Genomic DNA, 12,570 nt, shown 5'->3' on the forward strand with positions numbered 1-12,570 from the left:
TGCCAGGCACCCGTAACAATTCTGTAACACAAAAAAGCCAAGAACTAGATGGATTTTACATCCATGTTCTTGGCTTTCCACTTTTAAACATTATGCTGCTGCGTTACGCATTTCGTCTAATACTTGGTTTACGCGTTTTTCAGGCATTTTCATGCCGCTTCCACCTGCTTGGAAATGGCGAAGTTTTAAACTAGTGAACCACCTGTTTTACTGTATTTAATAATACCTTCTACACTTCGGTAAGCTAAGGCCCCTACTGTTCCCGTTGGATTATAGCCGCCATTATGCGCAAAGTTTCCTGCTCCTATAACAAATAGATTCTCTGCATCCCAATGTTGCAAATAATTATTTACGACACTGTTATCAGGACTGGATCCCATAATGGTTCCACCAGTATTATGGGTCGTTTGATAGCCGACAATATCATAGTCGGTAATTGGGTTTTTCCCTTCAACCGTTTTTGCACCCATTTCCTTCATAATATTTGCTGTTACTTCTGTTATATATTTGTGCAATGCTTTATCTTGATCCGTAAAATTATAAGTCATTTGGAGAAGTGGTATTCCATAAGCGTCTTTATAATTACTATCTAAAGAAAGGAAATTCTCCTTATGAGGCATTGATGCCCCCTGTGTTCCAACTGACAAAGTACGTGTAAAATTATGAATAGAGTTCTTTTTGAATTCGGCTCCCCATGTAGGAGTATCACGTGGGATTGCATTGGTTTCAATCGGTCTGTACCCTGTTTGAGTAATGGAAATACTGCCCCCATGAATAAAATCTAAATTACTATGGTCGAAATTATCTCCATTAAAATCATCAATCGTCATTCCAAGTGCCCCTGCACCCATAAACGTATTCATCTGTTCTTCAAAATATCCATTTGCTCCTGGAAGAATTTGATAACAATAATTTTTTCCAAGCGTTCCCTTGCCAGTTGCTGGATCATATTGCTCTCCAATTTTAGATACCATAAGAAGTTTAGCATTATTCATCACATAGCTTGTTAACACTACTACTTCTGCGGGTTGGATAAATTCTTCACCTGAAAGTGTATCTAAGTATTTGACGCCAGTTACTTTATTTCCATTTTTCATCACTTCCACGACATTTGCACGGAAACGCATTTCAAAGTTTCCAGTCTTTTCCGCTGTTGGTATTACGGTTATTTCAGGTGAACTCTTTGCACCATATTCACAGCCGAAACGCTCACAAAAACCACAATATTGACAGCTATTTATCGCTGCACCATCGGGGTTTGTATAAGGTTCAGACAAATTTGCGGAAGGCAACATAAAAGGATGATAACCCAACTTTTGTGTTGCGGATTCAAATTTCTTTAATATCGGCGTCTTTTTCATCGGTGGTGTTGGGAATGGTTGTGATCGTTTTCCCCAAAAAGGATTTGTATCCTCACCAGAAATTCCAAGCGTTTGTTCATATTTATAAAAATATGGTTCTAACTCATCATAAGTGACTCCCCAGTCTTGCAGCAAATAATCTTTTGATAATTTATTGGGGCCATATTTTTCATCTGTCATCGTTTTAATTTGAAAATCATAAGGTAGGAATCTCCAAGAATGGCCATTCCAATGCGTTAATGAACCACCAAGTCCTTCACCAAGTAAAAACGAACCCATCTGACGCATTGGTAACGCAGGCATTTTACGATGATTTCGAATAGTGATTGTTTCTTTTGATAGATTTTGCATTAACTCATATCTTACTGCATATCTATATTCGTCATGAACTTTCAAATAATCTTCAGTATTTCGTGCTTCCCCTCTCTCTAACCCAACAACCTTTAATCCTGCTTTTGCACATTCAGCGGCAACGACACCGCCTGTCCATCCTAATCCAACTGTTACAACATCCACTTTTGGTAAAGTAGTAGCCATTTGTAGTACCCCTTTCTTCTTTTACATGCTGCCAAGCGACTTTGGCTCAATTTTTTGAAATTCTTCACTTTCAATTACATTAATATAGGCCATTTGATGACCAGGAAATTCTTTCATTCTCCATCCGTCCATATTATTATTGCCGCTGTACATAGGATCGGAGTAAGCTCCTTCTAATGTTGCGGATCGAAGTAATTTAAAGAAAAAAGCAGCTGTCGTTCCGGACATTTTCACTTCATCCTTGGCAAAAGCAGTTAAGATTTCATCCATTTGACCCGGCTCCAGACTTGCAAATCCACTTTCATATCTTTTATTAGCCTCTTCTTCTAATTTCTCAATTCCCTGCTTAAATACGTCAGCACGGGTTAAACGACTTTGATAACCTTGCGTTGGAGCACCTACCGCAAATGGTCCGTGCATATACTCCCTTGAATTACTGCCATACTGTCCTGCTAACTGACGATCAATAAAATAAGGAACCCCCAACTCTATTGCACCTGAGCCTAAATCATCTTTCGGAAAGATACGTTCTGTTGCGTTGGATAGCACCTCAAAATCTCGATTATTCTTGAAAAACTGAAACCCAGCATTCGCATGCTGCGTATGATCACTCGGGCTTGTCCCTTTTGGTGCTGTCGTTGTGCTCGTACCATTGACGTTATAACCAACCAATCCACCAATTATCCCTCCGCCAATCAAAGCACCAGCAGCAACACCAGATGTTTTTAAAAAGTCTCTTCTTGTTGTTAGATTTCTCTTCTCTTCTGACATACTCATAGTCTCCTTAAAAATATTGATTTTAAAAATTAACCTCTCGCAAAAGTATAGACAAATATAACCAAACTCAATCACCAACCAACAATATTTTTCTTGTTACCGGTGCCAGGCACCAGTAACAATTCTGTAACAAACGTTGAATATCTCTATTTAGTCGTTCATACATTAGTAGAGTGGAAATTTTAGGTTCTCATTGGAGGAATATGGATGGGTTATTACGTAAAAGTGGAAAAAGGGGTTAATATATTTGTGGAAGATATTAACTCAACTTCGAATAAAACTATTTTATTTATCCACGGTTGGCCCGCAAATCATCGAATGTTTGAGTATCAATTTAATCATCTTCCCGCGCTAGGCTACCGTTGTATCGGAATTGATATTCGAGGGTTTGGGAAATCAAGTAAACCTTGGAGTGGATACAATTATGATCGGTTGGCAGACGATATTCGGGTAATTATCGATACACTTGGCCTTGAAGATATAACACTCGCTGGGCACTCCATGGGCGGAGCTATTTCCATTCGATATATGGCTAGATACAGCGGATACAAAGTGTCGAAACTTGTCTTAATCGGCGCTGCTGCTCCAGTCTTCACAAAACGACAAGATTTCCCATATGGAAAAACAGTGGAGGAAGTAAATAATTTAATAGAAGAAACATATGCAGATCGTCCCAAAATGTTAAGCGATTTTGGCGATATTTTCTTTGCACGCTACTTATCAAAGAGTTTTACCGATTGGTTCCATGGACTCGGCTTAGCCGCATCTGGAAATGCTACGGCAAAATGTTTAGTATCCCTGCGAGACGAAGATCTACGCAATGACCTACGACTTATAAAGGTTCCAACGGCCATTTTACATGGCAAACAAGATAAAGTTTGTTCCTTCGATTTTGCCGAATTAATGCACCGAGGTATAAAAGATTCTATATTGATACCATTTGAATACAGTGGACATGGATTGTTTTATTGTGAGATGGAAAAGTTTAATGAAGAGCTTGCGAAGTTTATTGGATGAAAAAAGCTATTTTTCTTCCTTACTGATTTTTTCTTATTAAAAATATTAATTATGAAGCTTAGTAGACTAGTACATTGTTGCAATAAATCCTCAAAAAGCCGTATAACAACGAAGGGAAGTTACCATATCTCCAAAAATGGTATCTTCCCTTCAGTTTTATAGATTTTGAATTCGCAAAGTACCCTTAGAAATCGGGCTCTTCCACATGTGCTAGTTGTTTTGCACGCTCACTAGGGTTTTCACTACCCGTAATAAAACTACCAACAATGAGTATCTCTACTCCAGCTTCTAAAAGTCCTGGAGCAGTCTCTATATTCACACCACCAGCAACAGCAATTCGTATATCCTCTAGTCCTTCCACTAGTTGAAGAAGGGACAAGGTTGCTAACTCTCCATTTTGCTGATTATCTTTTGCAATATGAAGACAAAATAGGCGAGCTCCAAGTAAATATATTTCCTTTACCCGTTCCGCATGCTCTATACCGAGTAAATCTATCATAACCTCACCATTATACCGAGATGCTTCTTCTAAACATTGGATGATCGTGGCATTTGGAGCATAGCCCATGACAGTTGTAACATTTGCACCCGATTCGAAAGCCTGGATACTTTCATACTTCCCAGCATCACATGTTTTCATGTCGGCAACAATGGTTTTTTCAGGAAAACGAGCACGCATTTCTCGAACGGCTACCATACCGTACTCTTTAATAACGCCTGTACCAATTTCGATCCAATTAATAGACCCTTTTGTTTGTTCAACTAAGTAAATGCACTCTTCTATTGTCATTCGATCTAGTGCTAATTGTAGTTTATACATTATACACCCGAATAAGCCATAAATCCGCCATCAACAGGTACCGTGATGCCGGTCACAAACCCAGAGTATGTGTCATCCACTAACCAAAGCATCGTCCCTAGCAAATCTTCCGCTTTTCCAAATCTCTTCATTGGAGTATTTCTTATTATTTTTTCAGACCTTGGAGTATGCGTTCCATCTTCATTCAACAATAGATTACGATTTTGTGTTGTCAAAAAGAAACCTGGAGCAATTGCATTTACACGTAAGCCCGTCTCTGCGAAATGAACAGCCATCCACATGGTGAAATTATTAATAGCTGCTTTAGCCGCACTGTACGCTGGAACTTTAGTCATCGGTGCATACGCACTCATAGAAGAAATATTCAAAATGACAGGAGAGTCACGCTTCAACAATTCACGTCCAAACACTTGGCTCGCCAAAAAAGAACCTGTGAAATTGGTTGCAAACACTTGTGAAAACCCACTTTCTTCTAAATCAAAGAAAGACTTCTCTGCATGTTCAGTTTCATACGTTTCCACTGAAGTAATTGCATCCGAATGGTTTCCACCAGCACCATTAATCAAAATATCCACTCGACCAAACTTTTCTATAATAAAATCACGCGCACCTTCTAACGAAGTTCGATCGAGAACATCAGCAGATAAAGCAATAGCTTCCCCGCCACTTGCATTAATTTCTGTTGCTACGCCTTTCCCTTTTTCTTCTGTACGATTCAATATTGCTACTTTAACACCATGTCGCGCTAATTCTACCGCCATACGAGAGCATAGCACTCCACTTCCCCCGGTAATAACAGCTACTTGCCCCGACAAGTTTTCATGTTTAGGCATCATATTATAGTCCTCCTATTTACTTACTTGATAAGCGTCCCACAATCCGTGTAGATACATAATTCCTAAAGCTCGATCGTATAATCCGTATCCTGGACGACATTTTTCACCCCATAAATGACGACCATGATCTGGACGTACATAACCTTCATATTCAATAGAAGCTAGTTCTTTCACGACATTTGTAATGTCTATAGATCCATCAGAAGTTAAATGAGACGTTTCGATGAAATCACCATTATCAAAAATTTTCACATTACGAATATGAGCAAAAGGAGAATACTGCGCATATTTAGAAGCTAAATCTACCATATCATTCAAAGGATTGGCCCCCAATGACCCCGTACAGAACGTTAAACCATTTGATTTTGAATCTGATATAGACAACAATCGTTTAATACTTGCTTCACCGGTCATGATTCGAGGCAAGCCAAATATTGGCCATGGTGGATCATCCGGATGAATCCCCATTCTAATTCCACACTCTTCAGCTACTGGCAATATCGCTTGTAAGAAATAGCTTAAATTTGCCCATAATCTTTCCTCATCAATTTCCTTATAGGCTTCAAACAATTCTCCAATACGAGCCATTTTTTCTGGTTCCCATCCAGGTAAAGTCAAATCACTTGCTTCAGAAACTGTTTGGACTAACTCTTGTGGGTCTAACCCTTCTACCTTGGCCTTTTCGTAAAATAGTGCAGTCGAACCATCTGGCAATGGATGGTACATATCAGTTCTTGTCCAATCAAATACTGGCATGAAATTATAACAAATTACTTTCACGCCGAATTTTGATAAGTTACGGATAGTTTCTTTATAGTTCTCAATATATTGGTCCCGCTCTGAATTACCTAATTTTATAGATTCATGAATGTTAACACTTTCCACAACATCTCCGTGGAAACCAAAAGACTGAATATATTCAACTTCAGATCGAATTTCTTCAATCTCCCAAACTTCTCCAACTGGTTTAGAATGAAGTGCCCAAACGATTCCTTTTACATTTGGGATCTGTTTTATTTGATCAAGTGTTACTGTGTCATTATTACGACCATACCAACGAAAAGTCATATTCATCATTGTTTACCCCCAGCTAGTTCTACATATTTCTGTGCAAGCTCAATGACTGCTTCGATACCTTCACGACGATATACTTTCGTTAAATCACTTCCAATTCCTACCGCAACTGCTCCTGCATCTATCCATTGCTTAGCATTTTCCAACGAAATCCCGCCTGTTGGCATTACTCTTACATTTGGTAGTGGTCCATTTATTGAGCCTATAAAACTTGGTTCAAATTGATTGGCTGGAAATAGCTTAATAATGTCACATCCGCTTTCCACTGCTTTTATCATTTCGGTAATGGTCATACACCCTGGAAAGTAAGGAACACTATATCGATTACATAATGTAGCAATTTTCTCATCGAAGGATGGACTGACTACAAATCGTGCACCATTCAAAATAGCGTCTCTTGCAGTCTCTGAATCTAGGACAGTACCAGCGCCAATTATTGCGTGTTCGTCTAGTAAAGCTTCAAACACTTTTCTTACTTGTGGTGTTGTATAAGTTACTTCGATAGAACKAATACCTCCAGCGATTGCAGCTTTTGAAATAGCAATTGCCTCTTGATAAGAACTCCCACGGATAACCGCAACTACCTTTTCGTTTACGGATTCATTTATACTTTCATGCTTTGGAAACATATTACTCCTCCTCACTCGAATACAATAATTGCTTTTCGAACTTTATCTGGATTTTCTTCCACAAACTTGAATGCTTCCTGCACATCATTAATAGAAAATCGATGAGTAATTAATCCATCATGACTTAACTTACCTTCGTTTAATAAAGTAACAACTTTTCCAAATTGGTTCGTTTGTAAACGTGAACCAACAATGGTTAATTCTTTTTTCGTAATTGGCAATTGGGGGATGGAAGATGGTCTTTCATCAAAACCAAGCACCACTACTGTTCCAGCAGCAGAGGCAACTTCAACACCAAGTTCAAATGTAGATGGTAAACATACAGCATCGATTACCACATTTGCACCTTCTCCATTCGTTAGCTGTTGTACTCTTTCAACGACAGATTCTTTTCCAGCATTGATAACAAAATTTGCTCCATTTTCCTTAGCAAATTGTAAACGCTCTTCACTTAAATCTGTCATCATTACTGTAGCACCATTAATCTTTGCCATTTTTAAAATGCAAATTCCAATAGGTCCACATCCTTGAATTAATACTGTATCTCCAGCTGAAACTCCCCCACGCCAAACTGCTTGAGCCCCAATCGTATATGGCTCCGCTAAAACAAGCTCGTCCCATTCCAAACCAGCGTTTACCACATGTAATTGGTTTTCAGGTAATACGATAAATTCGCGCATGCCTCCATCCTCATGAACTCCAAAAACGGATAATTTCTCACAAACATTTCGTCTTCCGCTTCGACATGCGTAACAAGTACCACATGATCGGATTGGTTCTACTACTACGCGATCGCCTACCTGAATACTCACTACCTTTTGACCAATCTCTACTACTTCTCCTGCAACTTCATGACCAACGATTCGTGGGTATGTCGCTAGGGGGTTCGTCCCATGATAAATATGCATATCCGAGCCACAAATACCAACTCTCTTTACTTTCACTAATACATCATAAGCTCCGATTATTTCTGGTTGTTCAATATCGATTGTTTGTAATTCTAACGCTTCAGGTATTAATACTGCTTTCATAATCACATCCACCTACTTCAATAGACTTGGTAAAAATAATGTAATTTGTGGTATATAAGCCACTAGCATAAGGATAATTAAGCTAACACCCAAAAACGGAAGTAATTCCTTGGTCGTTTTTCCAATGGATACTTTACCAATTTGGGAAGCAACGAATAAGCAAACTCCTACTGGAGGTGTGATTAACCCAATAACTAAGTTCAATACCATCATGACACCAAACTGAACCGGATCCATTCCCACTTCTATTGCAACTGGCAATAACACTGGGAAAAGTATTACTAATGCCGCAATAGTTTCCATGAATGTCCCTACAAACAGCAACAAAATATTTATTAATAAAATAACGATAATTGGATTATCTGAAATTCCTAAGATTACACTCGCTACTAATTGAGGAATTTGTTCACTAACCATAATCCAACCAAAAAGGTTTGCAAATCCAACTAACAACATAATAGAAGCTGTACTAGTCATCGAATCTAGCATAATCGATGGAATCTTTTTAATTGGCAATTCTTTGTAGATGAAGATTCCTACTACAAATGCATATAAAACGGCAATGATCGAAGCTTCTGTTGGTGTAAAATATCCACCTAAAATACCAAATAAAATGATTACGGTCATAAACAATGCCCAAAAAGCACCAGTGAAACTCTTACCGATCTCTTTTAAACTCTTACGTTCACCTTTTGGATAATTACGTTTTACGGAAATAATATATGTAGGAATCATTAAGCCAAGTCCTAGTAAAATTCCGGGTAAAGCACCAGCTAAAAATAAGTCTCCTATAGAAACAGATGCAAGTGTTCCTACAATAATCATTGGTAAGGAAGGAGGAATGATTGGTCCCACAGTGGAGGAGGATGCCGTTACAGCCGCTGAAAATCCCGCTCCGTAACCTTCTTTTTTCATTGCTGGTATTAAAATAGCACCAATACTAGATACATCTGCCAAAGCAGTACCAGATATTCCGGCAAATCCCATAGACGACCCGACATTTGCTAAACCAAGACCACCTCGAATATGGCCAATAAAGTTATTTGCAAAATGAATAATTCGATCAGTTATACCACCTGCGTTCATTAAGTTACCTGCTAATATAAACCCAGGGATACATAACAAAACGAAGGAGTTTAATCCACCAAACATTTTCTGAGGAATAATTGTAAGTGGAATATCATTTACAAACAAATAAAGTAAAGAAGAAAGTCCTAAACTAAATGCAACCGGTACTCCTAGAAAAATTAGTGCGATAAATGCGATAAATAGCAATAATGCCATCATAAATCTTCACCTCCAAAATCTTGACTATAATCTTGTTCATTTCGTATTAATTGAACAATTTTCACAATAGAATAAACAACTAAAAACACAGACATAATTAAAATTGATGCATGGATAAATGACATTTGGAATGGCATAGTAGCTGAAGTTTGGCTATGACCGATTAATGTAAATCTGTATCCCTCAATAATCATTACAGCACTCAATAAAAGAATTGCAACGTATATTACTATTTCATAATATCGACGGAATGAATTAGACATCTTAGTCAATATTAAATCTACATTGATAAATTCATTTCTTAACAGCGCGAGCGGTGCCCCGAAACAAATTGCATATAAAAAAAAGTATCGTGTTAATTCCTCCGTCCAGATAGCAGTATAAGGTAAGTATCTAGACATAATTTGAATGGTCACAGTTATGATTACCCCTGCAAAACTAAGAACAGTAAGTAAACCTAAAACACGCTCTATTATTTTTCCCATGGTATTATTCTCTCCCTTCTATAGGAAAGGCACGGCTGACGTAATTTGTCAGAAGTGCCTTTTCACATATTACTTTGCGTTTAGTATTTTCTCATACATTTCAAATTGCTCTGGAGATAAAGTAGATTTAATTGCTGGCAACATGATTTCACGGAAAGCTTCTTGATCAACATCCACAAATTCCATACCTTTTTCCTTCAAATCTGCTTCAATACTCTCAATCGTTTCTGTGTATAAGGCATCGCCGAATTTTTGTGCTTCTGCTGCAGCTTCTTGTACAGCTTTTTGTTGATCTTCGTTTAAGGCTTCAAATTGTTTATTACCTACTAATACATAAATCCAAGAATAAACATGTTCTGTACGATTCACAAAATCTTGTACTTCATATAATCCACCGCTTTGAATCAAGTCCACTGGATTTTCTTGACCACCGATTACCCCTTGTTGTAATCCTGTAAATACTTCGTTAAAGTCCATCACTTGGGGCTTAGCTCCAGCCGCTTCCCAAACTTTCAAGAACAATGGTACGTTAGGCACACGCATACTAAATCCTTTTAAATCTGCAGGAGTTTCAATTTTTTCATTTGAAGTTAAGTTACGTGGTGCACGAGTGTGATAGTAAAGAGGTGTTAATTTTACTTTTTCTTTAATTTCCTCTTCAATCTCTTTCCCAATTTCCCCTTCAACTACTGACTTTACATGATCAAGATCATTGAATGCATATGGAACAGCCATTAACGCGGCTTTTGGTGCCCAGTTTTGCATTGTCTCACCGGAAATCACCATGTCAGCAGTTCCCGCTTCAATTGCATTAATCGTATCCGTTTCTCCACCAAGGGAGTTATTCGGGAAAATAGTAATTTTTATTTGACCATCTGTTTTTTCATCTACTAAGCTTGCAAACTCTTCAGCTGTTTTGTGCCAAATATGATTTTCATCTGCTAAGTGACCGAACTTCCACTTGATTACTTCTTCTTTCGAAGCACTTGAACCTCCTGCGTCCGAACTACAAGCCGCTAATAGAAGTGATGCTGCTAAAATACCAGAAAATAATTTCATTTTTTTCATTTGTTCATTCCTCTTTTCATTTTTTTATATAATAAGAATAGCTAAACCCCCATGTTCCTTCGAACGAATTCCCCCTTTCAACTATTCTTTAATTAGTTAGATAGTCATATACACTAGCTGCAATTGTAATTCCCTTTTCACGATTGTTTTCTTCGTTTATTTGTTCGATTTCACCAGGTATATAAACTTTTGTGAATCCTGGAGCTGGTTCGGAATCATGTAATTCATCGATCATTTGATCCATATTAGATAAGAAAGTTTCTAAATCAGTAAAATTTGCCGGATTAATTGCGCAAAAATAATGTCCTAATTTACGTTTTTTATCTAAGTCATCGTACATTTTCCCGATATGAGGTCCAAAAGCTGCACCTGCCAGCAAACCAGAAAATATATCCACTATTAGAGATAGCCCATATCCTTTTGGTCCACCAAAAGGTGTCAAAGAGACAACTTCGGCTGGGTTAGTCACGGCTTTTCCTTCTCCATCTACACCCCAACCTACTGGAATAGATTTTCCTTCTTCTTTATGTTGTAGTATTTTACCAAGTGCAACAGTTGATGTTGCCATGTCTAAGATGAATGGTTTATGTGTTTTAGCAGGAATTCCGTAAGCAATTGGGTTAGTTCCTAAGAATGATGTTTTACCACCAAACGGAACGACAATTTTATCTGTGTGTGTCATTGCTATTCCGATTAAATTAGACTCAGCAGCTTTTTGGACAAAATAACTTAGCGCACCACAATGACTACTGTTCATAGCTGTTACCATGCCAACGCCATTCTCTTTTGCTAATTGAATTGCATGATCCATCGCGATATCTCCAATGACATGCCCTAAACCATCGTCCCCGTCAACAATACCTGTCACTGATCCTGTTTGGTTAAATGTAATATTTGCAGTTGGATTTATGCCTCCTGCTTTTATACGATTTACATAATGCTCAGTTCTTAATACTCCATGTGAGTTCACATTTCTTAAGTCTGCATGCACAAGAATTTCGGCCACTTTTTCTGCGTGTTCCTCGACTAATCCAGTTGCCACTAATTTGTTAATGGCATATTTTTTCGCTTCCTCATGTTTTAACGTGACCGTAGACATCGTATACCTCCTATTCCAAATTGCTATGTTTACTTTTCATCGTTACATTGGATTGTTCCGAATTTAGACTGTCAATAATCGCTGCATCTAAGGCTAAATGTGCAGCTTGATCAAATTGATTACCCAACGGTTGAATCGTATCCGGTTCAGTCGGAACACGATATTTAGTTGCGGCATGTATGAGTAACCCACTATATATGTCCCTTACATCTCTGTTAGTCGTAACAAGAAAGATTTCTGCTCCTATTTTTGAGGCTATGTCTAAAATAGTTAAAGTATTTGGTGTCTTCCCAGAAGCAGAAAGCACAATAAGCACATCCGTTTCCTCAATAGCTGGTGTGATTGTCTCACCAATTACAAATACTGTTTTACCACTATGCATAAGTCTCATCGCTATTGCTTTTGCGATTAGCCCCGACCTGCCTTCTCCACTGAAGAAAAAGCGACAATTACTTTGGAAAGTTTTCACAAGGTGATTGTATTCCTTATCATCAATGTTGGAGCACACCTCATTTATCTCCTTTAGAACAGTTGAAATTGTTTTCATAA

13 protein-coding genes and 1 pseudogene are annotated in these 12,570 nt (G+C 38.1%); 1 reads left to right on the forward strand and 13 read right to left on the reverse strand.

Annotated elements, in window-relative coordinates:
- Positions 1-90: 90 nt before the first annotated feature.
- From AC1DFT_RS12175 to AC1DFT_RS12185, 3 genes and pseudogenes are all read right to left on the reverse strand, one after another.
- A pseudogene (locus tag AC1DFT_RS12175) lies at positions 91-186 on the reverse strand (TlpA family protein disulfide reductase); the annotation flags it as partial.
- Positions 186-1,898: a GMC family oxidoreductase gene (locus AC1DFT_RS12180; RefSeq protein WP_478159021.1), complete on the reverse strand. Its 1,713-nt coding sequence runs from the start codon at positions 1,896-1,898 to the stop codon at positions 186-188. The pseudogene AC1DFT_RS12175 and the gene AC1DFT_RS12180, both read right to left, overlap by 1 nt.
- A 21-nt stretch (positions 1,899-1,919) precedes the next feature.
- Positions 1,920-2,669, reverse strand: a complete 750-nt coding sequence (locus AC1DFT_RS12185; RefSeq protein ID WP_478159022.1) for a gluconate 2-dehydrogenase subunit 3 family protein — start codon at positions 2,667-2,669, stop codon at positions 1,920-1,922.
- 213 nt (positions 2,670-2,882) lie between these two features.
- Here AC1DFT_RS12185 and AC1DFT_RS12190 point away from each other — a divergent pair, with 213 nt between their 5' ends.
- Positions 2,883-3,692 (forward strand): alpha/beta fold hydrolase, encoded by an 810-nt coding sequence (locus tag AC1DFT_RS12190; RefSeq protein WP_478159023.1) that lies wholly within the window; start codon positions 2,883-2,885, stop codon positions 3,690-3,692.
- Between the two features lie 184 nt (positions 3,693-3,876).
- Here AC1DFT_RS12190 and hxlA read toward each other — a convergent pair whose 3' ends face one another.
- The 10 genes from hxlA to hxlB form a co-directional block, all read right to left on the reverse strand.
- A complete protein-coding gene (gene hxlA / locus AC1DFT_RS12195) occupies positions 3,877-4,512 on the reverse strand; it encodes a 3-hexulose-6-phosphate synthase (protein WP_478159024.1) in 636 nt (211 codons plus the stop codon).
- The gene (locus AC1DFT_RS12200) at positions 4,512-5,348 is read right to left on the reverse strand and encodes an SDR family oxidoreductase (RefSeq protein WP_478159025.1); all 837 of its coding nucleotides are present in this window, start codon (positions 5,346-5,348) and stop codon (positions 4,512-4,514) included. Before AC1DFT_RS12200 ends, hxlA begins: the two co-directional genes overlap by 1 nt.
- 12 nt (positions 5,349-5,360) lie before the next feature.
- Positions 5,361-6,422: a mannonate dehydratase gene (uxuA, locus tag AC1DFT_RS12205; RefSeq protein WP_478159093.1), complete on the reverse strand. Its 1,062-nt coding sequence runs from the start codon at positions 6,420-6,422 to the stop codon at positions 5,361-5,363.
- Positions 6,422-7,051, reverse strand: coding sequence for a bifunctional 2-keto-4-hydroxyglutarate aldolase/2-keto-3-deoxy-6-phosphogluconate aldolase (locus tag AC1DFT_RS12210; protein WP_478159026.1), 630 nt, complete (start codon positions 7,049-7,051; stop codon positions 6,422-6,424). Before AC1DFT_RS12210 ends, uxuA begins: the two co-directional genes overlap by 1 nt.
- 11 nt (positions 7,052-7,062) lie before the next feature.
- On the reverse strand, positions 7,063-8,082 hold the full coding sequence (locus tag AC1DFT_RS12215) for a zinc-binding alcohol dehydrogenase family protein (protein ID WP_478159027.1): 1,020 nt from the start codon (positions 8,080-8,082) through the stop codon (positions 7,063-7,065).
- 12 nt (positions 8,083-8,094) lie between these two features.
- Positions 8,095-9,369 carry a TRAP transporter large permease gene (locus AC1DFT_RS12220; RefSeq protein ID WP_478159028.1) on the reverse strand — a complete coding sequence of 425 codons (1,275 nt, stop codon included), beginning with the start codon at positions 9,367-9,369 and terminating at the stop codon, positions 8,095-8,097.
- Complete coding sequence (locus AC1DFT_RS12225; RefSeq protein ID WP_478159029.1) at positions 9,366-9,854, reverse strand: TRAP transporter small permease; 489 nt, start codon at positions 9,852-9,854, stop codon at positions 9,366-9,368. Before AC1DFT_RS12225 ends, AC1DFT_RS12220 begins: the two co-directional genes overlap by 4 nt.
- 69 nt (positions 9,855-9,923) lie before the next feature.
- Complete coding sequence (locus tag AC1DFT_RS12230) at positions 9,924-10,922, reverse strand: TRAP transporter substrate-binding protein (RefSeq protein WP_478159030.1); 999 nt, start codon at positions 10,920-10,922, stop codon at positions 9,924-9,926.
- 88 nt (positions 10,923-11,010) lie between these two features.
- Positions 11,011-12,021, reverse strand: a complete 1,011-nt coding sequence (allD, locus tag AC1DFT_RS12235; RefSeq protein WP_478159031.1) for an ureidoglycolate dehydrogenase — start codon at positions 12,019-12,021, stop codon at positions 11,011-11,013.
- 10 nt (positions 12,022-12,031) lie between these two features.
- A complete protein-coding gene (hxlB, locus tag AC1DFT_RS12240; protein ID WP_478159032.1) occupies positions 12,032-12,568 on the reverse strand; it encodes a 6-phospho-3-hexuloisomerase in 537 nt (178 codons plus the stop codon).
- Positions 12,569-12,570: the final 2 nt, after the last annotated feature.

The organism is Psychrobacillus sp. 05T411, assembly GCF_056396485.1.